This is a genomic window from Streptomyces sp. NPDC006134, from assembly GCF_040628835.1.
Lineage (GTDB): Bacteria > Actinomycetota > Actinomycetes > Streptomycetales > Streptomycetaceae > Streptomyces.
The window spans coordinates 20479-46458 of the sequence record NZ_JBEXTV010000028.1; the positions used below are offsets into that span (position 1 = coordinate 20479).

A 25980-nucleotide genomic window follows, 5' to 3' on the forward strand; every position below is an offset into this window, starting at 1 on the left:
GCTGCACGCTATCCGGCCTCACGGTCACCACCTATGGGGACATACGGGGCAGAGTCGGCTGTCGGCGCCGACGATCGCGGCTACTTGCTGTCACCGCCCGACGGCTTGAACACCTCGTCGGCCGGGGTCTCCTCCCCCCGGCCGAGGCGGCTGTGGGAGCGGCCGTAGAGGAAGTAGACGACGATGCCGATCGCCATCCAGACGGCGAACCGGACCCATGTCTCGGCGGGCAGGTTGAGCATCAGCCACAGCGAGGCGCACACCGACAGGACCGGGACGACCGGCACCCAGGGGGTGCGGAAGGCCCGGTGCAGGTCGGGGCGGGTGCGGCGGAGGATGAGCACGCTGACGGCGACGATGACGAAGGCGAACAGCGTGCCGATGTTCACCAGCTCGGCCAGCTCGCTGAGGCTGGTGAAGCCCGCGACGATCGCGATGATCACGCCGAGCAGGATGGTCGGCCGGTGCGGGGTGCGGAAGCGGGGGTGGACGTGGGAGAAGAAGCGGGGCAGCAGCCCGTCGCGGCTCATCGCGAAGAACACCCGGGTCTGGCCGAGCAGCAGGATCATGCAGACCGTGGTCAGGCCGACGGCGGCGCCGAAGCTGATCACGCCCGCGTAGAAGGGGTGCCCGGTGGCCTTGAACGCGTCGGCGAGCGGGGCGTCGACCGACAGTTTGCTGTAGTGCTGCATGCCGGTGACGACGATCGACACGGCGACGTACAGGGCGGTGCAGATGAACAGGGAGCCGAGGATGCCGCGGGGCATGTCCCGCTGCGGGTTCTTCGTCTCCTCGGCAGCCGTGGCGACGATGTCGAAGCCGATGAAGGCGAAGAAGACGACGGAGGCGGCGGTGAAGATGCCCATCACACCGAAGTTGGCCGGGGCCCAGCCGAACAGGAGCTGGATCAGCGGGGAGTGCAGGCCCCCGCCTGCCTCCTGGGGCTGTGACTTCGGGATGAAGGGGTCGTAGTTGGCCCCCTTGACGAAGAAGGCGCCCGCGACGATCACGATGAGGACGACCACCACCTTGACGGCGACGACGACCGAGGTGAGCCGCGCCGACAGTTTCATGCCGAGGACGAGGACGGCGGTCAGCACCAGGACCAGGGCGGCGGCGAGGATGTCGAAGCCGAAGCCGTCGGCGCCGTCCCGGCCGCCCAGCGCCTCGGGCATCTGCCAGCCGGCGTTGTCCAGCAGCGACCGGATGTAACCGGACCAGCCGACGGCGACCACCGCCGTGCCGAGCGCGAACTCCAGGACGAGGTCCCAGCCGATGATCCAGGCGGGCAGCTCGCCGAGGGAGGCGTAGGAGAAGGTGTACGCGGATCCGGCCACCGGGACGGTGGAGGCGAACTCGGCGTAGCACAGCGCGGCGAGCGCGCAGACGACACCGGCCACGACGAACGCCAGCGCGACGGACGGCCCGGCGTTGTTCTTGGCGACCGTGCCGGTCAGGACGAAGATGCCGGTGCCGATGATGACGCCGACGCCGAAGACGGTCAGGTCGAGCGCGGACAAGGACTTCTTGAGCGCGTGCTCTGGCTCCTCGGTATCGAGGATGGACTGCTCGATTCTCTTCGTCCGGAAGAGACTGCTGCTCATGGAATACCTCCCACGCTTGTCGTCCTCGACATGCTCGACATGATCGAGAGGGGGCGTGGTACGTATGCCCCGGGGTGGGAGGAATCACGCGGATGGGCCGGTTCCGCCACTGCAACGAGTGGCGGAACCGGTCCATCCGGAGGCGGGTGGCGCGCCCGTCAGTCGCGGGCCGCTTCCACTTCGGTCCCGGCACGGTCGTACCGGCCGTCCAGCTTGGCGACCAGTCCGGTGACCTGGCGGGCGATGTCGGGCGCGGTGAGCCCGATCTCGGCGAGGACCTCGGCGCGGGAGGCGTGGTCGAGGAAGCGCGGCGGGATGCCGAAGTCGCGCAGGGGGACGTCGACGCCCGCGTCGCGCAGGGCCTGGGCGATGGCGGAGCCGACGCCGCCGACGCGCGAGTTGTCCTCGACGGTGACGACGACGCGGTGGCGCTCGGCGAGCGGGGCCATGGCCTCGTCGACGGGCTTGACCCAGCGCGGGTCGACGACGGTGGTGGAGATGCCCTGGCTGTCGAGCAGGTCCGCCACCTCCAGGCACATCGGGGCGAGCGCGCCGACGGAGACCAGCAGCACGTCCGGGGTGCCGGTGCCGGGCTCGCGCAGCACGTCCATGGAGCCGACGCGGCCGACGGCGGGGACGGCGGGGCCGACGGCGCCCTTGGAGAAGCGGACCACGGTGGGGGCGTCCTCGACGGCGACGGCCTCGCGCAGCTGGGCGCGGACCTGGTCGGCGTCGCGCGGGGCGGCCAGGCGCAGGCCGGGGACGACCTGGAGGATCGACATGTCCCACATGCCGTTGTGGGAGGCGCCGTCGGTGCCGGTGATGCCGGCCCGGTCCAGGACGAAGGTGACGCCGCACTTGTGCAGGGCCACGTCCATCAGCACCTGGTCGAAGGCGCGGTTGAGGAAGGTGGCGTACACGGCGAAGACGGGGTGGACGCCGGCGTGGGCCAGGCCCGCCGCGGAGACGGCGCCGTGCTGCTCGGCGATGCCGACGTCGTAGACCCGCTCCGGGAAGCGCTTGGCGAACTTGTCCAGGCCCACCGGCTGGAGCATGGCGGCGGTGATGGCGACGATGTCCTCGCGCTCCTCGCCGAGCTTGACCATCTCGTCGCCGAAGACGCTCGTCCAGTCGGCGCCGGAGGTGGCGATCGGCAGGCCCGTGTCGGGGTGGATCTTGCCGACGGCGTGGAAGCGGTCGGCCTCGTCCGCCAGGGCGGGCTGGTAGCCGCGGCCCTTCTCGGTGAGGCAGTGCACGATGACGGGGCCGCCGAACCGCTTGGCGCGGGTGAGGGCGGACTCCAGGGCCTCGATGTCGTGGCCGTCGATGGGGCCGACGTACTTCAGGCCGAGGTCCTCGAACATGCCCTGCGGGGCGATGAAGTCCTTCAGGCCCTTCTTGGCGCCGTGCAGGGTGTCGTAGAGCGGGCGGCCGACGACCGGCGTGCGCTCCAGGACCTCCTTGGTGCGGGCCAGGAAGCGCTCGTAGCCGTCGGTGGTGCGCAGGGTCGCCAGGTGGTTGGCGAGGCCGCCGATGGTGGGGGCGTAGGAGCGCTCGTTGTCGTTGACGACGATGACCAGGGGGCGGTCCTTGGCGTCGGCGATGTTGTTCAGCGCCTCCCAGGCCATGCCGCCGGTGAGCGCGCCGTCGCCGATGACGGCGACGACGTGGCTGTCGCGCTTCTTGAGCTGGTTGGCCTTGGCGATGCCGTCGGCCCAGCCCAGGACGGTGGAGGCGTGGCTGTTCTCGATGACGTCGTGCTCGGACTCCGCCTGCGAGGGGTAGCCGGACAGGCCGCCCTTCATCTTCAGCTTCGAGAAGTCCTGGCGGCCGGTGAGCAGCTTGTGCACGTAGGACTGGTGGCCGGTGTCCCAGAGCACCTTGTCCCTGGGCGACTCGAAGACGCGGTGCAGGGCGATGGTGAGCTCCACCACGCCGAGGTTGGGGCCGAGGTGGCCGCCGGTCTTGGAGACCGCGTCGACGAGGAAGGTCCGGATCTCCCCGGCCAGCTGGTCCAGCTCCTCCAGGCTGAGCCGGTCCAGATCGCGCGGTCCCCTGATGCGGGTCAGCAGCGGCACCCGTGCCTCCTTGCTGTAGAGCTGTTCGAGCTTTTGCCGGGCTTGTCGAGTCTAATGTTCCGGCTCGGCGGCCGGTGTCCGGGCGGTGCGTCGTACGTCACGCGTACGGCTGTACCCAGGCGCGGCCCGGTTCACGTCCGCGGGCACGGCTGTGCCCGGCACCGCCGTTGGTGCCGGGCACAGGTCCGCGGGGCGGTCGGCGGCTAGGCGCGGCCGGCCGTCTTCTGGGTCTTGCGGGTGACCGAGTCGATGACGACGGTGGTCAGGAGCACACCGGCGGTGATCATGTACTTCACCGGTTCGGCGATGGACTCCAGCTGGAGGCCGTACTGGATGGAGACGATCACCAGGACGCCCAGCAGGGCGTTCCAGGTGCGGCCCCGGCCGCCGAAGAGGCTGGTGCCGCCGATGACGGCCGCGGCGATCGCGTTCATCAGCAGGTCGCCGGTGCCGGCGCTCTGGTTGGCCGAGGCGATCTTGGAGGCCAGGAAGAGGCCGCCGAGGGCGGCGAAGCCGCCGGAGATCGCGAAGACCGAGATCCGGATGGCGGTGACGTTGATGCCGGCGCGGCGGGACGCCTCGACGCTGCCGCCGAGCGCGAAGACCTTGCGGCCGTAGGAGGTGCGGCGCAGCAGGAAGTCCGTGCCGACCAGGAACACCAGGAAGATCACCGTGGCCAGCGGCAGGCCCTTGTACTGGTTGTACATGAACGCCGCGGCGAAGGAGACCACGGCCAGCAGCACCGTGCGCAGGACGGTGTCGCTGAGCGGGCGGGAGGGGATGCCCACCGCCTCGCGGCGGCGGTTGCCGAGGAAGGAGGTGACGAAGAAGACCGCCGTCACCAGCGTCGCCAGGCCGTAGGCGGCGGCGATGTCGGAGAAGAAGTACGTGGTCAGCTGACCGATGAGGCCGTCGCTGTCGAGGTTGATGGTGCCGTTCTCGCCCAGCGTCTGGAGCATGAAGCCCAGCCAGAAGAGCAGGCCGGCCAGGGTGACGGCGAAGGCGGGGGCGCCGAGGACGGCGAAGAAGAAGCCGTGCAGCGCGCCGATGAGGGCGCCCGCCCCGACGGCGGCGAGCACGGCCAGCCACTCGGGCCAGCCCTGGTTGACGGCGAGGACGGCGGCTATGGCGCTGGCCGCGCCGCTGACCGAGCCGACGGACAGGTCGATCTCGCCGAGCAGCAGCACGAAGACGATGCCGACGGAGATCATGCCCGTGCCGACCATCGTGACGGTGATGTCGTTGATGTTCTGCGCGGACAGGAACGCCGAGTTCAGGCTCTGGAAGACGACGCAGATGACGATCAGGCCGATGACGACCGGCAGCGAGCCGAGCTCGCCGGCCTTCATCTTGCGCTTGAACTCGCCGACGTAGCCGGCCAGGCCCTGCTCGCGGACGAGCAGGCGCGGGTCGACCGCGGTGACCGCGGCGGAGGCGGCCTCGGGGTTCTCCACGGCGGGCTTGTCCTGCTCGGCCGTGGCGGTCTTGCCCGAAGCCTTGTTCGAGGTCTTGTTCTCGGTGCTCACTTCTTGACCTCCCCACTCGTGCGCGCCGCACGGCGGGTCACGGCGTTGTCGGTGGCGCCGGTGATGGCGGAGATGATCTCCTCCTGCGAGGTCGTCTTGACCTCGAAGACGCCGTTGTTGCGGCCGAGGCGCAGCACGGCCACCTTGTCGGCGACCGCCTTCACGTCGGCCATGTTGTGGCTGATGAGGATGACCGCGAGGCCGCGTTCGCGCAGCCGCTCGACCAGGTCGAGCACCTGGGCGGTCTGCTCCACGCCGAGGGCGGCGGTGGGCTCGTCGAGGATGACCAGCTTGGGCTCGCCGAGCATGGAGCGGGCGATGGCCACGACCTGGCGCTGACCGCCGGAGAGCGAGGCGATCGGGATGCGGACGCTGGGGATGCGGATCGACAGCGTGGTCAGCAGCTCGCGGGAGCGGCGTTCCATCTCGACCTCGTCCAGGACACCGAACTTCTTCAGCTCACGGCCGAGGAAGAGGTTGCCGACGACGTCGATGTTGTCGCACAGCGCGAGGTCCTGGTAGACCGTCGCGATGCCCAGGTTCTGGGCGTCCTGCGGCTTGCCGATCGATACGGTCCTGCCTTCCCATTCGATGGCGCCCTCATCGATGGGGTGCACGCCGGCGATCGTCTTGACCAGCGTGGATTTTCCGGCGCCGTTGTCGCCCACCAGGGCGACCACTTCACCGGCGTGGATCTCGAGCTCTACGTCGGTGAGCGCCTGGACGGCACCGAACCGCTTGGAGACCCCGCGCAACGCCAGCACGGGCGTAGCGGACACGTGAACCATCTCCTTCGCCGCCTGACCCGGCGGAAGGGTTGTGCAGAAGAGTCGGGGGGAGTGTTCCGTCCGGCGCCCCGCACGAGCTTGCGGGGCTGTGGATGACGTGGGGCGCCGGAGGAGACGAGGGGCAGGGCGTCCCGTGCCAGGCCCCGGGGACGGGGTCCGGCGGGTCGTGGGACGCGCGGCTGCCTGCCGGCCCGGTGACGGGCCTGCCGCTTACTTGATGCCGAGCTTGTCGCAGGCGGCCTTGTACTTGCCGGTGCAGATCTCGTCGACCGTGTAGATGCCGTCCTTCAGGACGGTGTCCTTGATGTTGTCCTTGGTCAGCGAGACCACCGGGACCAGCACGGACGGGACGTCCTTGGCGCTGGCGCTGGAGACCTTGTCCTTGGCGATGGCGTCCAGGGACTCGCCCTTGGCCAGCGCGACGGCCATCGCGGCGGCGGCCTCGGCCTCGGGGGCGTACGGCTTGTAGACGCTCATGTACTGCTCACCGGCGATGATGCGCTGCACACCGGCGAGTTCGGCGTCCTGGCCGGTGACCGGGATGTCCGCGATGCCGGCGGCCTTCAGGGCGGTGATGATGCCGCCCGCCATGCCGTCGTTGGCGGAGTAGACGCCGACGATCTTGTCCTTGCCGAGCGCCGAGATCGCCGCCTCCATGTTGGCGTTGGCGTTGTCCGGCGACCACTCCTTGGTGTCGTACTCCTTGCCGATCTTCACCTTGCCGTCGAGGACGGAGTGGGCGCCGTCCTTGAACTGGCCGGCGTTCGGGTCGGTGGCGGAGCCGTTCATCATGACGATCTGGCCGTCCTTGGCCTTGTCGCCCAGCGCCTTCAGCAGGGCCTCGCCCTGGGTCTTGCCGACCTGCACGTTGTCGAACGAGGTGTAGGCGCTGATCGGGCCCTCGGCGAGGCGGTCGTAGGCGACGACCTTGATGCCGTTGTCGACGGCCTTCTGGACGGAGTTCTTGACGGCCTTGGCGTCCACGGCGTCCAGGATCAGCACGTCCACCTTGTTGGTGATCATCGTGTCGACCTGCTGGGCCTGGAGGCTGGCGTCCTGGCGGGCGTTGTTGTACTGGATCTCCGCCTTGTTGTCCGTCAGCTCCTTGATCTTCTTCTCGATCAAGGGGCGGTCGAACTTCTCGTAACGCGCGGTCTTGTTCTCCGGAAGGAGCAGGCCGACCTTGATGGCGTCGCCCTTCTTGGTGCTCTCCGACGACGAGGCGGGCTCGTTCTTGTCGCCGGACTCCTTCGCGCTGCCACAGGCGGCGAGCGAAACGGCCATCGCACCGGCGGCAACGGCAACGGCGGCACGACGCATACGCGTGTTCACTTCAGAAACCTCCCTGACGAGGCCGCGTCGTTGCGGCCGAGGTGGCTGGAAGTCAACTCGGCCACACGTGCGACGTCAAGAAGTAAATCCTTAACGAGATGGCAACGGTGCCATCCGTTCTCTAAGTGAAGGCAGGGGTGGCGGAGGACAGGGCTCCGGCCGCGCTCCCGTCCAAAAGGGTGGAATCACCCATCTCGCTGAGGGCCAGGGCGAGGGCGCCGAGCACCTCGGCGCGGCCGCCAAGTGCCCCGGGAAGTACGGAGAGTTGACGCGCGGCGCTGGGGATGGCGTAGCGGCCGACGGACTCCCGGATGGGTCCGAGCACCAGCTCGCCGGCCTCGGCGAGATCACCGCCGAGGACCACGCGGCTGGGGTTGAGCAGGTTGCAGAGGTTGGCGACGCCGCTGCCGATGTGGCGTCCGACGTCGGCGACGACCCGGCGGCAGCCCGGGTCGCCGTCGCGGGCCAGGCGGACGACGCCCTCCATGGTCAGGTCGGTGCCGTGGCTGGGCTGGAGCAGCGGCAGGACGTAGCGGGCGGCGGCGAAGGTCTCCAGGCAGCCCCGGTTGCCGCAGCGGCAGACCGGTCCCGCCTCGTCCAGGGTGATGTGACCGATCTCTCCGGCGGTGCCGCCCGGGCCGCGGTAGATCTTGCCGTTGATCACCAGCCCGGCGCCGACACCGCTGGCGACCTTGATGTACGCCAGGTCCCGCACGCCCCGGCCGCTGCCCCAGACCAGCTCGCCCAGGGCGCCCAGGTTGGCGTCGTTGTCCACGTGCACCGGGACGCCGAGGCGCTCCCTGAGCTCCTCGGCGGGCCGGGTGCCGCCCCAGCCGGGCAGGATGGCGGTCGAGCCCAGTGTCCCGGACTCCACGTCGATCGGGCCGGGTACGCCGAGCCCGATGCCGGCGACCTTGGAGCGGTCGACGCCGGTCGCCTCGATCAGCCGCTCGACCAGCTGCTCCGCCCGGTCGAAGCCCTGGGACGAGGACGCGTCCACGTCGAGCGGCTCGGCCTCCTCGGCCAGGACCTGGTGGGCGAGGTTCCCGACCGCGACGCGCAAATGCGTGTGCCCGAAGTCGACGCCGATGACGATGCCGGCGTCCCCGCTCAGCGAGACGCTGCGGGCCCGCCGGCCGCCGGCGGAGGTGGGCGTGACCTCGACCGTCCCGCTCTCCTTCAGCTCCCGCACGATGTTGGAGACCGTCGCCGCGGACAGGCCCGTCGTCCTCGCGATCTCCGCCTGCGTGAGCGATCCGGCCAGCCGCACGGCCCGGACGACCCTCTCCAGGTTGGCTCGGTGCAGCGACGACTGCGACCCCGGAGTCTCCACGACGACCTCCCGCGCACGGGACCGCTTCGATGAGGCCCCGTCTATGTCCAACTAGTGAACTCTAAGCTGAGCCGTTCGGGTCGCCTCCCGTCAAGAGGTTGAACCGCATCCGGGTGCCCCGCGCACACGCGCGTATGCCGCCCCCGGCCGGGCCGGAAGCGGCATACGCGCAAACTTGCGAACGGTTCCCCAGCGCGCTCGGGGCGCTACGCGGCGCTACTCCGACGCCGCTCCGGCGCGCCCGCCACGGGTGCCCGGCCTACTTCAGGGCGCCCGCCGTGAGCCCCTGGACCACCTGCCGCTGGAAGACGACGTAGGCGGCGAGGACCGGCAGCATCGCCATCACCAGACCCGCGAACAGGCCCGACCAGTCCCCCTTGTACCCCTGGCTGACCGCCAGCTGCACCAGGCCCTGGGTGAGGACGCGCTTGTCCGGGTCGGTGTTGAGCACCGTCGGCAGCATGTACTGGTTCCACTGGCCCAGGAAGTTGAAGATGCCGACGCTGATCAGGCCCGGCTTGGCCATCGGCAGCATGATCTGGAAGAACGTCCGGGTGTGCGAGGCCCCGTCGACGAACGCGGCCTCCGCCACCGAGGTCGGCAGGGTGCGGAAGAACGCGGTCAGGAAGAACACCGTGAAGGGCAGCGAGTAGGCGATGTAGACCAGGATCAGCCCGTGGATGGTGTTCAGCAGCCCCATGTTGTTCACCACGTAGAACAGCGGGACCAGCGCCAGCATGATCGGGAAGCTCATGCCGCCGATGAACAGGTAGTAGACGAACCGGTTGCCGGGGAAGTCGAAGCGGGCCAGCACGTACGCCGCCATCGAGCCGAGCACCAGCGTGCCGACGAGCGAACCCCCCACCACCAGGACCGTGTTGAGGAAGTAGTCGCTCATGTTGGCCTCGGTCCAGGCCCGCGCCCAGTTGTCGAAGTGCAGCGTGTCCGGCAGCGACCAGGGCGAGGAGAAGATGGACCGGTCGTCTTTGAAGGACGTCATCACCGCCCACACCAGCGGCAGGACGACCATGATCGCCCAGATGACCAGGATGCCGTGGGAGAAGACGTTGAGGACGGCGCCCTCCCTCTTCTCCCGTGCGGGGCCGCCGGCCGGGGCGCCGGTCTTGCGGACGGCGGGGCCGGGCTCGCCGGCCGGTACGGGGGCGGGGGTCTGGGTCGTCTTCATGTGATCAGTACTCCAGCCGCTCGCGCCGGCCCAGCCGCATCACCACGGCCGCGAAGGCCAGGGTGACGACGAGCAGGGCGACGCCGATGGTCGTGGCGTAGGCGGCCTGACCGTCCCGGAACGCCTTCTGGTACACGTACAGGACCATGACGGTGGTCGAGTAGTCGGGGCCGCCGGGGCCGGTCGTCATGATCTGCACGACCGCGAACGACTCGGCGCCCAGGGCGAGGATGCCCATGTAGATCCAGCCGGACTGCACGGTGTCCCACAGCAGCGGCAGGGTGACCCGGAAGAACGTCGTGATCCGGTTGGCGCCGTCCAGCAGGGCCGCCTCGTACAGCTCGGCCGGGATGGAGGCCATGCCCGCCGAGAAGAGGACCACGAAGAAGCCGGTGGTGGACCACACCAGGACCGCCATCACGCACCACAGCGCCAGATTCGGGTCGCCCAGCCACAGCGGCTGGACGCCGTCGAGGCCGATCCCGCGCAGCAGGGAGTTGATCGCGCCGCTGTCCGGGTTGTACGCGAACGCGAACAGCAGGGCGACGATCGCGATGGAGAGCACCTGCGGGAAGAAGTAGACGATCTTGTAGAAGGACGAGCCGCGGACCCCGGAGACCACCGGCCCGCCCCGGCGGCGCCGCCCGCCCACGTTGATCATGAAGGCGAAGAACAGTGCCAGCCCGATCGTCACCACCGGCAGCAGCAGCGCGAACAGCAGGCTGTGCTGCAAGGACTTCCAGAAGATGTCGTCGTCCAGCAGCCGTTCGTAGTTGGCGAAGCCCACCATCCCGAACTCGGGGCTCAGCCCCGTCCAGTCCGTGAACGAGTAGTAGATGGACTGGATGAACGGCCAGACGACGAAGAGCGCGTACAGCCCCAGGGGAACCGCCAGGAACCCCACGATGAACCGGTACTTGCCGTGCTGCATTGCTACCGACCCCGTTTCGCGCGCGGGCACCGCCGCCGGGGCCCGCCCGGCGCGCACACGCCGGACAGGCCCCGCCGACGGGTCCTCACTGGTGCTTGTAGTGCTTGATCGAGTCGTCCTTGGCGGCCTCGTCGGCGAAGCCCTGGATCTTCTTGATCGCCTCGGCCGGGGTGAGGCGGCCGGCCATCATCTCGCCCAGACCGGCCACGCCGATCTTCTCCTTCTGGAGCTGCACGTACCAGTCCTGCAGCCGCGGGTTCACCACGTTCTGGCCGGCCTTCTCCAGCGCCGCGACACCGGACTTCAGGCCCGGGGTGAGGGTGATGCCGTCGGTGCCGCCGTTGTAGGCGGTCAGCGACTTGACCTTGCTGGTGAAGTTCTTGGAGGACGCCTCGCTGAGCATGATGCGCAGCTGCTCCATGCCGCCCGCGCCGTTCTTCGCCTTGGCCGGGACGATGAACGGCTCGCCGCCGGAGGCCCAGATGGTGCCGAAGGGCAGCTTGTCGGAGGAGTCCAGGCCGGAGGGGGCGGAGACGGTCACCTCGAAGTCGTCCGGGATGACGTTGGCCGACTCGTTCTCCACCCAGGAGCCGTTGGGGAGGAACAGCGCCTTGCCCTGGGCCCAGGCGGTCTGCGACTGGATGTGGTCCAGGCCCGGGGTGCCCCGCAGGATGTAGCCCTTCCTGTAGAGCTCGTAGTACGCCTCGAAACACGCCTTGACCGCCGGGTGCTTCCAGGCGTTCGGCTCCAGGTTGTCGATGGCGTCGAGCACCTCGGCGCCGCCGACCTTGGCGATCATCGGGTAGAGCGAGAAGGGGATGTAGTACGGGTACTTGCCGGGGTAGGTCCAGCCGGCGATGCCCTTCTTCTTCGCCTTCTCGCACACCGCGAGCATCTGGTCCCAGGTCTCGGGGTACTCCGCGTCGAGCGCGTTCAGCGCCTTCTGCGAGTACCAGACGCCGTACACGGTGTAGGCGTAGTACAGGATCCAGACCTTCTCGCCGTCGAACTGGCCCATCTCCACGATGCCGGGGCGCAGCGTGTCGCGGACCTTCTTGGCCGGGTCGTCGTAGGACGGGGCGTCCAGCAGCGGGGTGAGGTCGGCGAGCTGGTTCTTGCCGACCAGGGTGCCCATGTCCATCTGCTCGGCGCCGGAGTTGTCGATGAGGTCCGGCGGGGTGCCCTGGTTGAAACGGGGCTGGAGGGTGGACTGGATCTTCTGGGTGGCGGAGAACTTCACCGACGCCTCGGGGAAGTTCTTCTCGTAGATCTTCACGGCGTCCTCGGCGTACTCCTTGCCGAAGCCGCCGTCGAACAGCACGAATTCCATCGGGGCGCTCTCGTTGACGCCCAGCGGGTTCTTCGCGGTCTTCTTGCCCGCCTTGGCCTTCTCCCCGTCGCCGCCGCCCCCGCCGCTCGCGCAGGCGGACAGGAAGCTCATCGTCGGTACGGAGATCAGGCCGAGCGCCGCGGAACGCTTGATCAGATCGCGACGGCCGACACCCGCGGTGCTGCCGGTGCCGTTGTTCTCGGCGGAAGTGGATCCCATGCTCAAGTCCTCGCCTTCTCCAGGACTCAGGCGGTGAACCGGATCCTCCCCGGCACCGCGATCGGGTCACGCTGGGTCGTGCAGGAAGTGCGGGTGGTACGGGATGGTGCGAGGTGGTGCGCAGTGGTGCGAAGGGTGCCGTTCGGGTGTGGTGACGGATTCCCGGATGGCCGACAGGTATAGTCCACTTTCGGTCGGCTAAGCAAGATCGAACGCACGGTCCGCCACGGGTCTTTTCCGAGTTGAGACCTCACGGACACCTGAGCGGCCTGCGTGTTCCGCGCCGGGGAAACCGGCGGCCTCGTACCCGTACGCCACACCCAACACCTTGACACCTCATACCACTTGACGCCCTACTGATGCGTGCGCCCCGAATTTGACAACGTTGTCCCATTCCCGGACGGGCGCAGGGAGGGTGCTGGCGTATGCGGCACGGAACGCGGCATGGAGCGCTGTACGGAACGCGGCGTGGAGCGCTGCGCGGAACGCGGCGCAGACGGGGCCCGGCGGTCGTGGTGGCGACCGCCTTCGCGTTGGCGGTGAGTTCGCAGGGGGCGGCGGTCGCCCTGCCCGGCGGTCCCGCCCTGCCCGGCGCTCCCGCCCGGGCCGGCGGGGAGTTCGCGTCGTCGTTCGAGGCGGAGGACCCGGCTCCGGACTGGCTGAACACCGTCGACACCGCCCCCGGCGGCGGCAGGCGGGCCTCGGGCGTGGACGGCGGGTACGGCACCGGCATCCCGGGCGACGTCACCGACCGCGTCACCGAGGTGCGGGCCAGTGGCGAGAACGCCGGTGCGGGAGAGGTGAAGGAGAACCTGGCCGACGGCGAGCCGGGCACCAAGTGGCTCACCTTCGCCGCCACCGGCTGGGTGGAGTTCGGCCTGGACGCCCCGGTGAAGGTGGCCCGGTACGCGCTGACGTCGGCCAACGACCACGGCGAACGCGACCCGGCGGAGTGGACGCTGAAGGGCTCGGCGGACGGTACCGCGTGGCAGACCCTGGACACCCGCTCCGGGGAGTCCTTCACCCGGCGGTTCCAGACGAAGACGTACGACCTCGCCGCGCCCGCCGAATTCCGGTACTTCCGGCTGGAGTTCACGAAGACCAACGGCGGCGGGATCCTCCAGCTCGCCGACGTGCGGCTGTCCACCGGGGGCGGGGAGGGCCCGGTTCCGCCGGACATGCTGTCCCTGGTCGACCGGGGGCCGAGCGGCTCGCCGACGGCGAAGGCGGGCGCCGGCTTCACCGGCAAGCGGGCCCTGCGGTACGCCGGGCGGCACACCGCCGACGGGCGGGCGTACTCGTACAACAAGGTCTTCGACGTCGATGTGAAGGTCGGCCGGAACACGCAGCTGTCGTACCGGGTCTTCCCGTCGATGGCCGACGGCGACCTGGACTACGACGCGACGAACGTCTCCGTCGACCTGGCCTTCACCGACGGCACGTACCTGAGCGAGCTGGGCGCCACCGACCAGCACGGGTTCCCGCTGACGCCACGGGGGCAGGGCGCGGCGAAGATCCTGTACGTCAACCAGTGGAACGACGTCGTCTCGCGGATCGGGGCGGTCGCGGCGGGCAGGACCGTCGACCGGATCCTGGTGGCGTACGACTCCCCCAAGGGCCCGGCGAAGTTCCGGGGCTGGCTGGACGACGTGGCGATCCGGTCCGTCGCCCCCGAGCCGCCCCGGGCCCACCTGTCGGACTACGCGCTGACCACCCGCGGCACCAACTCCAGCGGCGCCTTCTCGCGCGGCAACACCTTCCCCGCGACCGCCGTGCCGCACGGCTTCACCTTCTGGACGCCGGTGACCAACGCCGGTTCGCTGAGCTGGCTGTACGACTACGCGCGCGGCAACAACGCGGACAACCTGCCGACGATCCAGGCGTTCGCCGCGAGCCACGAGCCGAGCCCGTGGATGGGCGACCGGCAGACGTTCCAGGTGATGCCGTCGGCCGCGTCCGGCGCCCCGGACACCGGCCGTGAGGCCCGCGAGCTGGCGTTCCGGCACGAGAACGAGACCGCGCGGCCGTACTACTACGGGGTGCGGTTCGACAACGGCCTCAAGGCCGAGATGGCGCCGGCGGACCACTCGGCGGTCATGCGCTTCACCTACCCCGGCGACGACGCGAGCGTGGTCTTCGACAACGTCACCGACCAGGCGGGCCTGACCCTGGACCGGGACAGCGGCACCGTCACCGGCTACTCGGACGTGAAGTCCGGGCTGTCCACGGGGGCGACGCGGATGTTCGTGTACGGCGAGTTCGACAAGGAGGTCACCGGCGGCGCATCCAGCGGCGTCCAGGGCCATCTGCGGTTCGACGCGGGCGAGGACCGCACGGTCACGCTGCGCCTGGCGACATCGCTGATCAGCGTGGACCAGGCCGAGGACAACCTGCGCCAGGAGATCCCCGAGGGCCGGGACTTCGAGGCGGTGAAGAAGGCCGCCCAGCGGCAGTGGGACCGCGTCCTCGGCAAGGTCGAGGTCGAGGGCGCCACCCCGGACCAGCTGACCACCCTGTACTCCGGCCTGTACCGGCTGTACCTGTACCCGAACTCCGGCCACGAGAAGGTCGGCGGCACGTACAAGTACGCCTCTCCCTTCTCGAAGACGACCCGGCCCGACACCCCGACGCACACCGGCGCGAAGATCGTGGACGGCAAGGTGTACGTCAACAACGGCTTCTGGGACACCTACCGGACGACCTGGCCGGCGTACTCCTTCCTCACCCCGTCCAAGGCCGGCGAGCTGGTCGACGGGTTCGTGCAGCACTACAAGGACGGCGGCTGGACCTCGCGCTGGTCCTCCCCCGGCTACGCGGACCTGATGACCGGCACCTCCTCCGACGTGGCGTTCGCGGACGCGTACGTCAAGGGCGTCCGCTTCGACGCGAAGGCGGCGTACGAGGCGGCCGTGAAGAACGCCACCGTCGTGCCGCCGTCCCCGGGCGTGGGCCGCAAGGGCATGGCGACCTCCCCGTTCCTCGGCTACACGAGCACCGAGACCCACGAGGGCCTGTCGTGGGCGCTGGAGGGCTGCCTCAACGACTACGGCATCGCGAAGATGGGCGAGGCGCTGTACCGGAAGACCGGCGAGAAGCGCTACAAGGAGGAGTCGGCGTACTTCCTGGACCGCGCCCGGGACTACGTCAACCTCTTCGACGCGAAGGCCGGTTTCTTCCAGGGCAGGGACGCGCAGGGCGGCTGGCGCGTGGCGCCGGAGAAGTACGACCCGCGCGTGTGGGGCCACGACTACACGGAGACCAACGGCTGGGGGTACGCCTTCACCGCCCCGCAGGACAGCCGGGGCCTGGCCAACCTCTACGGCGGCCGCAAGGGCCTCGCCGACAAGCTGGACGAGTACCTCGCCACGCCCGAGACGGCCTCCCCCGAGTTCACCGGCTCCTACGGCGGCGTCATCCACGAGATGACCGAGGCGCGGGACGTGCGGATGGGCATGTACGGGCACTCCAACCAGGTCGCCCACCACGCCCTGTACATGTACGACGCGGCCGGGCAGCCGTGGAAGACCCAGCGGTACGTCCGCGAGGTGCTCGCCCGCCTCTACACCGGCAGCGGGATCGGGCAGGGCTACCACGGCGACGAGGACAACGGCGAGCAGTCGGCCTGGTACCTCTTCTCCGCGCTGGGCTTCTACCCGCTGGTCATGGGCAGCGGCGAGTACGCCGTCGGCTCCCCGCTGTTCACCAAGGCGACCGTCCACCTGGAGAACGGCCGCGAGCTGGTGGTGAAGGCCCCGGAGAACAGCCGGGAGAACGTCTACGTGCAGGGCCTGAAGGTCAACGGCAGGAAGTGGACGTCGACGTCCCTGCCCCACGCGCTCGTCGCCCGGGGCGGAGTGCTGGAGTTCGACATGGGGCCGCGGCCCTCCTCGTGGGGCACCGGCGAGAACGCGGCGCCGGTGTCCATCACGCGGGACGACGAGGTGCCGGCACCGCGCGAGGACGCCGTCGAGGGTGACGGCGCCCTGTTCGACGACACGTCGGCGACGGAGGCGGCCGTCACCTCCGTGGACCTGCCGGTGAGCGACGAGGGCGTCAAGGCGGTCCAGTACACCCTGACGTCGCCGGCGGACCGGACGAGGGCCCCGGCCGGCTGGAGGCTCCAGGGCTCCTCGGACGGCACCACGTGGCACACCCTGGACGAGCGCTCCGGCGAGTCCTTCGCCTGGGACCGGCAGACCCGCGTCTTCTCCGTGAAGTCGCCGGGGACCCACGCCCGGTACCGCCTGGTCCTCGACGGCCCGCACACGCTGGCGGAGGTGGAACTGCTGGCGTGAGCGGGCGCCGGGGGCGGCGGGTCCGGGCCCGGCCTTGCCCGGACCCGGACCCGGCCTTGGACCCGCCGTTCAAGGCCCGTCGGGCCACGCCCCTTTGGGACATCCCTTTGGGACATCCCTTTGGGACGTCCCTTTGGGACATCGGACGACAGGGGAGGCACACAAAAGGTTGCAGGGCCCGTCGCTCTGGTGGCGACCGGCACGAGCGCGGTCGCCGCCGACGACCCCGGGCGCTCACCGACGGCCGTCGCCGTCCCCGCGAAGCCGTCCGGCACCTCGAAGTTCAGCGCCACCACCGAGGCCGACGACACCGCCCCGGTGAACGCGCTGCACGGCGTGGACAAGAACGGTGACATGGGGGCCTGCCCGCCCGACGGCAGCGGCCCGGACGTCCGTCCGAACGTCGGCTACGGCTGGGAGACCTCCCGCTTCCTCACCCAGGTCGACCATGACGACGACGGCTCCTCGGACGGCCTGTGGGACGTCACCGACGGCAACCTGTACCACTGGCCGTGGGGCGAGGACGGCACGGTCGTCGGCAAGGGCTGGAACACCTGCCGCCTGATGTTCCGATCCCCGCCTTCCCGAAGGCGACGTGTCGGGCCGCTCCCCACTGGGGGCGGCCCGTTCCGCTGCTCTGGGGGATGCCCTGAGGGGATGCCCTGGGGGATGCCCTGAGGGGATGCCCTGAGGGGATGTCCTGGGGAATGCACTGGGGGAGAAACGCGCGAGGGCCGCACCCCCGTCGCCGGGGATGCGGCCCTGGACGGCTCCGGGCCGTCCTGCCGTACCGCTCGCCTGCGGATGACGCGCGGCTTACTTGCGGATCAGGCTGCGCAGCACGTACTGCATGATGCCGCCGTTGCGGTAGTAGTCCGCCTCGCCGGGGGTGTCGATGCGGACGACCGCGTCGAACTCGACGCCGGTGTCGGTGGTGACCTTCACCGTGCGCGGCGTGGTGCCGTTGTTCAGCTCGGTCACGCCGGAGATGGAGAAGGTCTCCTCGCCGGTCAGGCCGAGGGACTGAGCCGACTGGCCCTCCGGGAACTGCAGCGGCAGGACGCCCATGCCGATGAGGTTGGAGCGGTGGATGCGCTCGTAGGACTCGGCGATGACGGCCTTGACGCCGAGGAGCGCGGTGCCCTTGGCCGCCCAGTCGCGGGACGAGCCGGAGCCGTACTCCTTGCCGGCCAGGACGACCAGCGGGATGCCGGCGGCCTGGTAGTTCTGCGAGGCGTCGTAGATGAAGGAGACCGGGCCGCCCTCCTGCGTGAAGTCACGCGTGTAGCCGCCCTCGGTGCCCGGCGCGATCTGGTTGCGCAGGCGGATGTTGGCGAACGTACCGCGGATCATGACCTCGTGGTTGCCCCGGCGGGAGCCGTAGGAGTTGAAGTCACGACGCTCCACACCGTGCTCGGTGAGGTACTTGCCCGCCGGGGTGTCGGCCTTGATGGCACCGGCCGGGGAGATGTGGTCGGTGGTGACCGAGTCGCCGAGCTTGGCGAGCACGCGGGCGCCGGAGATGTCCTCGACCGGGGCCGGGTCCATCTGCATGCCCTCGAAGTACGGGGGCTTGCGGACGTAGGTCGACTCCGGGTCCCACTCGAAGGTGTCGCCGGTCGGGATCGGCAGCGACTGCCACTGGGCGTCGCCGGCGAAGACGTCCTGGTAGGACTTGGCGAACATGTCCTCGCCGATGGCGTTGGCGACGACGTCGTTGACCTCGGCCTCGGAGGGCCAGATGTCCTTCAGGTAGACCGGGTTGCCGTCCTGGTCGGTGCCCAGGGCGTCCTTGGTGATGTCCACCTTCATGGAGCCGGCGATCGCGTAGGCGACGACCAGCGGCGGGGACGCCAGGTAGTTCATCTTGACGTCGGGGTTGATGCGGCCCTCGAAGTTCCGGTTGCCGGAGAGGACCGAGGTGACGGCGAGGTCGTGGTCGTTGACGGCCTTGGAGACCTCCTCCGGCAGCGGGCCGGAGTTGCCGATGCAGGTGGTGCAGCCGTAGCCGACGAGGTTGAAGCCGACCTTGTCCAGGTACGGGGTCAGGCCCGCCTTCTCGAAGTAGTCGGTGACGACCTTGGAGCCCGGGGCGAGGGTGGTCTTGACCCACGGCTTGCGGGTCAGGCCCTTCTCGACCGCCTTCTTGGCCACCAGGGCGGCGGCGACCATGACGTACGGGTTGGAGGTGTTGGTGCAGGAGGTGATGGCCGCGACCGTCACCGCGCCGTGGTCGATCTCGTAGGACGTGCCGTCGGGGGCGGTCACGGTGACCGGGTTCGACGGGACGGCGGCACCGGTGCCCTCGGCGTGCTGCGGGGCGCCCGCGCCGTTCTCCTGGTGGCCGTAGGCCGGGGCGTCGGAGGCCGGGAAGGACTCGTCGCTCGCCTCGTCCACCGGGGAGGCGGCGGTGCCGGCCTGCGCGGTCGGGACCTCGACGTAGTTGAGGACGTCCTTGGCGAACTGCTGGGCGGCCTCGGCGAGGACGATGCGGTCCTGCGGGCGCTTCGGGCCGGCGATGGAGGGCACGACCGTGGACAGGTCGAGCTCCAGCTTCTCGGAGAAGTCCGGCTCGGCGGCCGGGTCCAGCCACAGGCCCTGCTCCTTGGCGTACGCCTCGACGAGGGCGACCTGCTGCTCGGAGCGGCCGGTCAGGCGCAGGTAGCTCAGCGTCTCGTCGTCGATCGGGAAGATCGCGGCGGTGGAGCCGAACTCCGGCGACATGTTGCCGATGGTGGCGCGGTTGGCGAGGCTGGTGGCCGCCACGCCCTCGCCGTAGAACTCGACGAACTTGCCGACGACGCCGTGCTTGCGCAGCATCTCGGTGATCGTGAGGACCAGGTCGGTGGCGGTGGTGCCGGGCTGGAGCTCACCGGTGAGCTTGAAGCCGACGACGCGCGGGATGAGCATGGAGACCGGCTGGCCGAGCATCGCGGCCTCGGCCTCGATGCCGCCGACGCCCCAGCCCAGCACACCGAGGCCGTTGACCATGGTGGTGTGCGAGTCGGTGCCGACCAGGGTGTCGGGGTACGCCTTGCCGTCGCGGACCATGACGACGCGGGCCAGGTGCTCGATGTTCACCTGGTGGACGATGCCGGTGCCCGGCGGGACGACCTTGAACTCGTCGAAGGCGGTCTGGCCCCAGCGCAGGAACTGGTAGCGCTCCTTGTTGCGGCCGTACTCCAGGTCGACGTTCACCTTGAAGGCGTCGTTGGTGCCGAACTTGTCGGCGATGACGGAGTGGTCGATGACCAGCTCGGCCGGGGCCAGCGGGTTGATCTTGGCCGGGTCTCCGCCGAGCTCCTTCACGGCCTCGCGCATGGTGGCGAGGTCCACGACGCAGGGCACACCGGTGAAGTCCTGCATGATCACGCGGGCCGGCGTGAACTGGATCTCCTGCGACGGCTGGGCCTGCGAGTCCCAGGAGCCGAGGGCACGGATGTGGTCGGCGGTGATGTTGGCGCCGTCCTCGGTGCGGAGCAGGTTCTCCAGCAGGACCTTGAGGCTGTAGGGCAGCCGGGCCGAGCCCTCCACCTTGTCCAGCCGGAAGATCTCGTACGACTCGTCGCCCACCTGCAGCGTGCTGCGGGCGTCGAAGCTGTTCGCCGACACGACAGTCTCCTTCATTTATGTACGCGTACCACCGCATCCTGCCGCCACGCGGCCCTGGCCGATCCGCTAAGGTAAGGCTTAGTTAGGTAACCCTTACCGGGGTGGCGGCTGCGGTGCGCCTCGGCAGATATCTCGATGTCGAGATAACTCTAGTACATGGGGGCGCGGCGGTCATGCCGGGGCGCGATGCGCCCTGCGCCCGCGGGGGCACACACCGGACCGAGCGCCACCTTCCACCCACCCGGCCCCCAGCTCCGCCGCCCCCTCCGGACCCCGCCGGACACCCGGCACTCCCCTGAACACCTGACACCCCCGCGTCCCGCACCCGACGCCTTGCACCCCGCCGGATACGCCGAGATCCGCAAGGGCTACGCCGGCAAGCGCCCCCGCACCCGGCTCAGGCTCAGCCCCCAGGGCCGCCGGGCCTTCGACGCGCACGTCGCCGGCCTCCAGCGGATCGTCGGCCGCTCCCTCGCCGGCACTCCCCCGCCGGAAGGCCGCCGAAGCCCGCCCCCCATGCCGGGCGGCACGGAACGAAGCGGAAGGAAGCGGGAAGGTGCGCCATCAGCGCGCGCAGCCGGGGTAACCGAAGAGGACCGGATCCTGCCCGGCCTCCCCGGAAGGAGACATGATGCCCCTCACGTTCCGCAAGAGTTTCCGCATCCTGCCCGGAGTGCGCCTGAACCTCAACAAAGGCTCCTGGTCCCTCACCATCGGCGACGGCCGAGGCCCCCGGTACACCCACAGCAGCACCGGACGTCGTACGACATCGATGGATTTGCCCGGACCTTTCGGGTGGCGTCACACCCGCACGACCAGGCGCCGCTGACGCGACGTCACCCGAACAGACCCCCCGAGAGGCGCCATCTCATATCTGAGATAGCCTCAACCTCATGGCAGACGACTACCTCGTACGCATCGGCAAGCTCATCCGTGACGCCCGGCAGCACCGTGGCTGGACGCAGGCACAGCTCGCCGAGGCGCTCGGCACCAGCCAGAGCGCGGTGAACCGCATCGAGCGCGGCAACCAGAACATCAGCCTTGAGATGATCGCCCGCATCGGTGAAGCGCTGGACAGCGAAATCGTCTCCCTGGGCTACGCGGGCCCCATGCATCTGCGGGTGGTGGGCGGCCGCCGTCTGTCCGGCGCCATCGACGTGAAGACGAGCAAGAACGCGTGTGTGGCCCTGCTGTGCGCCTCGCTGCTCAACAAGGGGCGCACGGTACTGCGCCGGGTCGCCCGCATCGAGGAGGTCTACCGCCTCCTGGAGGTGCTGAACTCCATCGGCGTGCGCACCCGCTGGATCAACGGCGGCGTCGACCTGGAGATCGTGCCGCCCAGCGAGCTGGACATGGCGGCCATCGACGCCGACGCGGCGGTGCGCACCCGCTCCATCATCATGTTCTTCGGCCCGCTGCTGCACCGCATGGACCGCTTCAAGCTGCCCTACGCCGGCGGCTGCGACCTGGGCACCCGGACCATCGAACCGCACATGATCGCGCTGCGCCGCTTCGGCCTGGACATCGCGGCGACCGAAGGCCAGTACCACGCGGTCGTCGACCGCTCGGTCAGCCCCGACCGCCCGATCGTGCTGACCGAGCGCGGGGACACGGTCACCGAGAACGCGCTGCTGGCCGCCGCCCGCCACGACGGCGTCACCGTCATCCGCAACGCCTCCTCCAACTACATGGTCCAGGACCTGTGCTTCTTCCTGGAGGCGCTCGGCGTCGAGGTCGAGGGCATCGGCACCACCACCCTCACCGTGCACGGCGTGCCGGACATCGACGTCGACGTGGACTACTCCCCCTCCGAGGACCCGGTCGAGGCGATGAGCCTGCTGGCCGCCGCCGTCGTGACCGAGTCGGAGCTGACGGTGCGCCGGGTGCCGATCGAGTTCCTGGAGATCGAGCTGGCGGTCCTGGAGGAGATGGGCCTCGACCACGACCGCACCCCGGAGTACGTCGCCGACAACGGCCGTACCCGGCTGGTGGACCTCACCGTCCGGCCCTCCAAGCTGGAGGCGCCGATCGACAAGATCCACCCGATGCCGTTCCCGGGCCTGAACATCGACAACGTCCCCTTCTTCGCGGCGATCGCGGCGGTCGCCCAGGGCAAGACCCTCATCCACGACTGGGTCTACGACAACCGGGCCATCTACCTGACCGACCTCAACCGCCTCGGCGGCCGGCTCCAGCTCCTCGACCCGCACCGCGTCCTGGTCGAGGGCCCGACCCGCTGGCGCGCCGCCGAGATGATGTGCCCGCCCGCCCTGCGCCCCGCCGTGGTCGTCCTGCTGGCGATGATGGCGGCGGAGGGGACCTCCGTCCTGCGCAACGTGTACGTCATCAACCGCGGTTACGAGGACCTGGCCGAGCGGCTGAACTCGATCGGGGCGCAGATCGAGACGTTCCGGGACATTTGATACACGGATGCCGCCGCACCCCTTCTGACCTGCTACTCAGCGGTTCAGGGAGGGGTGCGGCGGCATCTCTGGGACTGTGGGCCCGCGGCGGGCAACGGGCCACGCTCCGCGGCCTCTGCCGACCGGCCGCGGCTACGCGAAGATCGCGTCGATGGCGGCGCTGCCCCGTGCGCCGGCGCGGGGCAGGAAGTGGGAGTACTTCCGCAGCGTGAACCCGCGACCGGAGTGCCTCGGCCAACGCGCCAGGGAGATGATCGATTCGCCAGCCTCCGGTTTCCCGGAGACGAAGAAGTGGCACAGAGCGTGGAAACCGTGCTCGCGGGACGGCTCCGGCACACGGGCGCCGTCGGTGTTGCCCTCCTCCAGAGGAGCGATCACACCCGCCGTGGCCAGGTCCCTGCCGTCGGACTCCCGTCGTCGCCCGGAGGGCGGCCCCACGGCGTCAGGTATGAAATCTCCATCTCCCCCGCCCATCGGCTCATCTGTGACGTCGACCTACTGGACAGGCCCAATGACCAACCCACCCGTCTCGCGCCGCCGTTAGATGCGTCACACACGCGACTCGAAATCCGGTAAAGCCTGAGTCAATGAAAAAAGGGATGATTGATTTCTTCTTCAAGAAATCCGAAAACCGGATGCCGAGGGTCGACCTTCATCAGATTGCATCGCTCGGATATGTCACGGATCGCAGCGATGTCTGAAAATTCGATCTGCGGATCCACGCCCTGGGCGAGCAGATTCATGGCAAGGGTGATCAGATCGACGTTACCGGTGCGCTCGCCCTGCCCGAACAGGCAGCCCTCCACCCGGTCGGCGCCGGCCATCACGGCCATCTCCGCCGCCGCCACGGCCGTCCCGCGGTCGTTGTGCGGATGTGCGGACAGGCAGACGAAGTCGCGGCGGGACAGGTGACGGGACATCCACTCGAAGCGGTCCGCCTGTGCCGAGGGGGACGAACGCTCCACGGTGGCCGGCAGGTTGAGGATGATCTCCCGGTCCGCGTCCGGCTGTCACACGTCCATGACCGCTTCGCAGACCTCGAGGGCGAAGTCCGGCTCGGTGTCCGTGAACATCTCGGGGCTGTACTGGAAGCCGAACTCCATGTCGTTGTTTAGCAGCTTTTCCGCCTGCTCCACGACCGCGCGCGTACCGTCCACGGCGATCCGGCGGACGTCCTCACGGCCGGAGCGGAAGACCACCTCACGAAAGCGCGGGGCGGTCGCGTTGTAGAGGTGGACGGTGGCGCGGGGCGCGCCCCGCAGCGATTCCACCGTACGCTCGATCAGTTCTTCACGTGCCGAGGTGAGGACGGATATCGTCACGTCCTCGGGAACCGCCTCGCCCTCGATGAGGGAGCGCACGAACGCGAAGTCCGTGTCCCCGGACGACGGGAAGCCGGCCTCGATCTCCTTGTAGCCCATGCGCACCAGCAGATCGAACATCTCCCGCTTGCGGTCGGGGCTCATCGGGTCGATCAGCGCCTGGTTGCCGTCGCGCAGGTCCGTCGACAGCCACCGCGGCGCCGCGGTGATCCGGTTGCCCGGCCAGCGGCGGTCCGGCAGGGTCACCTGGTCGTACGGGCGGTAGCGGTGAAAGGGCATCGGCACGGGTCAGCTCCGCTCTGTGCCGGGTGCGGCGGCCAGCACGGCCCAGGTGCGGTGCGGCACCCGCAGCGGGTCGTCGGGGAAGTGGTCGCGCAGGATGCGCGCCAGCTCCGCGTCGAACGCGGCCACCCCCTCCGGCGGCAGGCTGGCCCCCACCCCGGCACTGGCCCGCATGCGGCCCCGCCACGCCTCCTGCGTGTAGACCACCTCCACGTCGAAGGAGAGGGTCTCGATGCCGGTGAATCCGCCCGTGGCCAGATCGGTCAGCCAGCGGGGATACAGCCCCGTGCTGCCGTACAGGGTCCAGTCCGGGTTGAGCGACCTGATGAGCCGCTCCGTCGCCTCCACCACGTTGCCCGGCAGCGGCAGCATGTCGAAGTGCGCGATGACGGCGTGGCCGCCCGGGCGCAGCAGCCGCGCGATCTCGCGGACCGCGCGGGGGGCGTCGAACCAGTGCCAGCACTGTCCGGCCGTGACCACGTCGTAGGAGGCGCCGGGCAGCCCGGTGTCCTCGGCCGCCGCCCTCCGGTAGTCGATGCGGACCCCCTCCCGGACGTCCAGCTCCGCGGCCTGCGCGAGCAGCTCTCCGGCCCGGTCGACTCCGGTGACACCGGCGCCCGCCCGCGCGAACAGGCGTGCCAGGGAACCGGTTCCGGTTCCCAGGTCGAGGACACGCTGGCCGGGCAGGCCGATGCCGTGGCCCTGCAGCCGTCGCACCAGCTCGGCGGGGAAGCCGGCCCGGTGCCTGGCGTAGTCGGCGGCCGTCAGCCCGAACTCGGGCCGCAGGTCTGGTCCCGGTGTGGGATGCGTCTGGTTGAACCTGGCTGTCACCTGGGTCCGAGTCCTTCCGTCGTCGCCGGCCCGGTCCATGGCCGGATCGCGTCACAGGTAGGCGCGGGCATGGCCCAGCGCCAGCTCCGCCAGTTCTCCGTCGGCCACCAGAGGGGCCGGCCCGGGACGTGGGCGGCGCCGGGTCACGGCACAGCACCACTGGATCAGCGGGCCCCGGATCACGTCCGTGCTGTCCTCGGGACCGAAGCGGTAACGGGTGCCGTCGGCACCCGTCAGTTCCAGGCGCAGGGTCCTCTCCCGGGGCCAGCGCTGCCGGGCGCGGCCGAGCCCGAAGCGGAGCGTGTCGAATCCGAGCCCTGCCACGTGCCGCAGGCGGGGTGTCTCCGTCAGGGCGAGGCCGAGGGCATCCGCCACGTCGAGGCCGTGCGCCCAGTGCTCCATGAGGCGCGCGGCCGCGAAGTGCCTGCCCTTCATACCGAGCCCCCACGCGACCCGCTCGTCAGGGCTGCGGGCGGCCAGGAGTTCGGCGGTGCGGTGGGCGTTCTGCGCCCACAGGGAGATGAGGCGCATCGGCGGCATCCCGAGGGTGCGCCGGCACCCGTCCGCCGTGAAATCCTCCGGCGTGCCGAATCCTTCGAGCGCCAGCGCGAACGCCCTCGGCCCGCCGTTCAGGGTGTCCGCCGCCACCTCCTCGGTGTCCGCGAGGTGCGCCACCTGGTCGCGGATCGTCCAGCCCGCCGCGGCCGAGGGCCGCTCCCAGTCGGCGTCGCGCACACAGGACAGGAGAGCGGCGAACGCCTGGTGCTCGGCCCGCAGGTCGAGCACCTCACCCGTCCAGACCGGCCGCCGGGCCGCGGGCTCGGCGGCCCCTACCTGTTCCATTGGCTGTCACTCCACTTCGAGACCGCGGAGGCGTCCGGTGCGCTG

General features: G+C 69.9%; 17 protein-coding genes and 2 pseudogenes. 5 read left to right on the top strand and 14 right to left on the bottom strand.

The window, feature by feature from the left end:
• Nucleotides 1-80 precede the first annotated feature (80 nt).
• From ABZ340_RS19550 to ngcE, 9 genes are all read right to left on the bottom strand, one after another.
• Nucleotides 81-1604, bottom strand: a complete 1524-nt coding sequence (locus ABZ340_RS19550) for an amino acid permease (protein ID WP_358783031.1) — start codon at nt 1602-1604, stop codon at nt 81-83.
• 158 nt (nt 1605-1762) lie between these two features.
• Nucleotides 1763-3682, bottom strand: a complete 1920-nt coding sequence (dxs, locus tag ABZ340_RS19555) for a 1-deoxy-D-xylulose-5-phosphate synthase (protein ID WP_358783032.1) — start codon at nt 3680-3682, stop codon at nt 1763-1765.
• A gap of 203 nt (nt 3683-3885) precedes the next feature.
• Nucleotides 3886-5136, bottom strand: coding sequence for a sugar ABC transporter permease (locus tag ABZ340_RS19560; protein ID WP_358783096.1), 1251 nt, complete (start codon nt 5134-5136; stop codon nt 3886-3888).
• A 68-nt stretch (nt 5137-5204) separates the two neighbouring features.
• A complete protein-coding gene (locus tag ABZ340_RS19565) occupies nt 5205-5996 on the bottom strand; it encodes an ATP-binding cassette domain-containing protein (protein ID WP_358783033.1) in 792 nt (263 codons plus the stop codon).
• 210 nt (nt 5997-6206) lie between these two features.
• Entirely contained in the window at nt 6207-7316 is a 1110-nt protein-coding gene (locus tag ABZ340_RS19570; RefSeq protein WP_358783097.1) for a substrate-binding domain-containing protein, read from the bottom strand.
• A 133-nt stretch (nt 7317-7449) separates the two neighbouring features.
• On the bottom strand, nt 7450-8661 hold the full coding sequence (locus ABZ340_RS19575) for an ROK family transcriptional regulator (RefSeq protein WP_358783034.1): 1212 nt from the start codon (nt 8659-8661) through the stop codon (nt 7450-7452).
• 259 nt (nt 8662-8920) lie between these two features.
• Nucleotides 8921-9847 (bottom strand): carbohydrate ABC transporter permease, encoded by a 927-nt coding sequence (locus ABZ340_RS19580; protein WP_358783035.1) that lies wholly within the window; start codon nt 9845-9847, stop codon nt 8921-8923.
• A gap of 4 nt (nt 9848-9851) precedes the next feature.
• Complete coding sequence (locus ABZ340_RS19585) at nt 9852-10778, bottom strand: sugar ABC transporter permease (protein ID WP_358783036.1); 927 nt, start codon at nt 10776-10778, stop codon at nt 9852-9854.
• 85 nt (nt 10779-10863) lie between these two features.
• A complete protein-coding gene (ngcE, locus tag ABZ340_RS19590; RefSeq protein ID WP_358783037.1) occupies nt 10864-12327 on the bottom strand; it encodes an N-acetylglucosamine/diacetylchitobiose ABC transporter substrate-binding protein in 1464 nt (487 codons plus the stop codon).
• Nucleotides 12328-12752: 425 nt separating this feature from the next.
• Here ngcE and ABZ340_RS19595 point away from each other — a divergent pair, with 425 nt between their 5' ends.
• Together ABZ340_RS19595 and ABZ340_RS19600 are read left to right on the top strand one after the other, a co-directional pair.
• Complete coding sequence (locus ABZ340_RS19595; RefSeq protein WP_358783038.1) at nt 12753-16622, top strand: GH92 family glycosyl hydrolase; 3870 nt, start codon at nt 12753-12755, stop codon at nt 16620-16622.
• 189 nt (nt 16623-16811) lie between these two features.
• Nucleotides 16812-17300 (top strand): hypothetical protein, encoded by a 489-nt coding sequence (locus tag ABZ340_RS19600; protein ID WP_358783039.1) that lies wholly within the window; start codon nt 16812-16814, stop codon nt 17298-17300.
• A gap of 138 nt (nt 17301-17438) precedes the next feature.
• Here the strand turns inward: ABZ340_RS19600 and ABZ340_RS19605 are convergent, their stop codons facing one another.
• On the bottom strand, nt 17439-20234 hold the full coding sequence (locus tag ABZ340_RS19605) for an aconitate hydratase (RefSeq protein ID WP_358783040.1): 2796 nt from the start codon (nt 20232-20234) through the stop codon (nt 17439-17441).
• A gap of 186 nt (nt 20235-20420) precedes the next feature.
• Here ABZ340_RS19605 and ABZ340_RS19610 point away from each other — a divergent pair.
• The 3 genes and pseudogenes from ABZ340_RS19610 to ABZ340_RS19620 all read left to right on the top strand — a co-directional run.
• Nucleotides 20421-20684 (top strand): annotated as a pseudogene (locus ABZ340_RS19610) (transcriptional regulator); the annotation flags it as partial.
• A gap of 181 nt (nt 20685-20865) precedes the next feature.
• Nucleotides 20866-21063: a DUF4236 domain-containing protein gene (locus tag ABZ340_RS19615; RefSeq protein WP_358783098.1), complete on the top strand. Its 198-nt coding sequence runs from the start codon at nt 20866-20868 to the stop codon at nt 21061-21063.
• Between the two features lie 64 nt (nt 21064-21127).
• Nucleotides 21128-22657: a UDP-N-acetylglucosamine 1-carboxyvinyltransferase gene (locus ABZ340_RS19620; RefSeq protein ID WP_358783041.1), complete on the top strand. Its 1530-nt coding sequence runs from the start codon at nt 21128-21130 to the stop codon at nt 22655-22657.
• Nucleotides 22658-22789: 132 nt separating this feature from the next.
• Here ABZ340_RS19620 and ABZ340_RS19625 read toward each other — a convergent pair whose 3' ends face one another.
• From ABZ340_RS19625 to ABZ340_RS19640, 4 genes and pseudogenes are all read right to left on the bottom strand, one after another.
• Nucleotides 22790-23095 (bottom strand): hypothetical protein, encoded by a 306-nt coding sequence (locus tag ABZ340_RS19625; RefSeq protein WP_358783042.1) that lies wholly within the window; start codon nt 23093-23095, stop codon nt 22790-22792.
• Nucleotides 23096-23289: 194 nt separating this feature from the next.
• Nucleotides 23290-24258, bottom strand: a pseudogene (locus ABZ340_RS19630) (2-isopropylmalate synthase); the annotation flags it as partial.
• 9 nt (nt 24259-24267) lie between these two features.
• The gene (locus ABZ340_RS19635; RefSeq protein WP_358783043.1) at nt 24268-25092 is read right to left on the bottom strand and encodes a methyltransferase domain-containing protein; all 825 of its coding nucleotides are present in this window, start codon (nt 25090-25092) and stop codon (nt 24268-24270) included.
• 51 nt (nt 25093-25143) lie between these two features.
• Nucleotides 25144-25935 carry a maleylpyruvate isomerase family mycothiol-dependent enzyme gene (locus tag ABZ340_RS19640; RefSeq protein ID WP_358783044.1) on the bottom strand — a complete coding sequence of 264 codons (792 nt, stop codon included), beginning with the start codon at nt 25933-25935 and terminating at the stop codon, nt 25144-25146.
• Nucleotides 25936-25980: the final 45 nt, after the last annotated feature.

What these genes read in the sequence shown, in the direction of transcription:
- ABZ340_RS19640 (WP_358783044.1), bottom strand. Translation starts at nt 25,935, where the DNA reads ATGGAACAGGTAGGGGCCGCCGAGCCCGCGGCCCGGCGGCCGGTCTGG.
- ABZ340_RS19615 (WP_358783098.1), top strand. Translation starts at nt 20,866, where the DNA reads ATGCCCCTCACGTTCCGCAAGAGTTTCCGCATCCTGCCCGGAGTGCGC.
- ABZ340_RS19585 (WP_358783036.1), bottom strand. Translation starts at nt 10,778, where the DNA reads ATGCAGCACGGCAAGTACCGGTTCATCGTGGGGTTCCTGGCGGTTCCC.
- ABZ340_RS19550 (WP_358783031.1), bottom strand. Translation starts at nt 1,604, where the DNA reads ATGAGCAGCAGTCTCTTCCGGACGAAGAGAATCGAGCAGTCCATCCTC.
- ABZ340_RS19565 (WP_358783033.1), bottom strand. Translation starts at nt 5,996, where the DNA reads ATGGTTCACGTGTCCGCTACGCCCGTGCTGGCGTTGCGCGGGGTCTCC.
- ABZ340_RS19595 (WP_358783038.1), top strand. Translation starts at nt 12,753, where the DNA reads ATGCGGCACGGAACGCGGCATGGAGCGCTGTACGGAACGCGGCGTGGA.
- ngcE (WP_358783037.1), bottom strand. Translation starts at nt 12,327, where the DNA reads ATGGGATCCACTTCCGCCGAGAACAACGGCACCGGCAGCACCGCGGGT.
- ABZ340_RS19580 (WP_358783035.1), bottom strand. Translation starts at nt 9,847, where the DNA reads ATGAAGACGACCCAGACCCCCGCCCCCGTACCGGCCGGCGAGCCCGGC.
- ABZ340_RS19570 (WP_358783097.1), bottom strand. Translation starts at nt 7,316, where the DNA reads ATGCGTCGTGCCGCCGTTGCCGTTGCCGCCGGTGCGATGGCCGTTTCG.
- ABZ340_RS19620 (WP_358783041.1), top strand. Translation starts at nt 21,128, where the DNA reads ATGGCAGACGACTACCTCGTACGCATCGGCAAGCTCATCCGTGACGCC.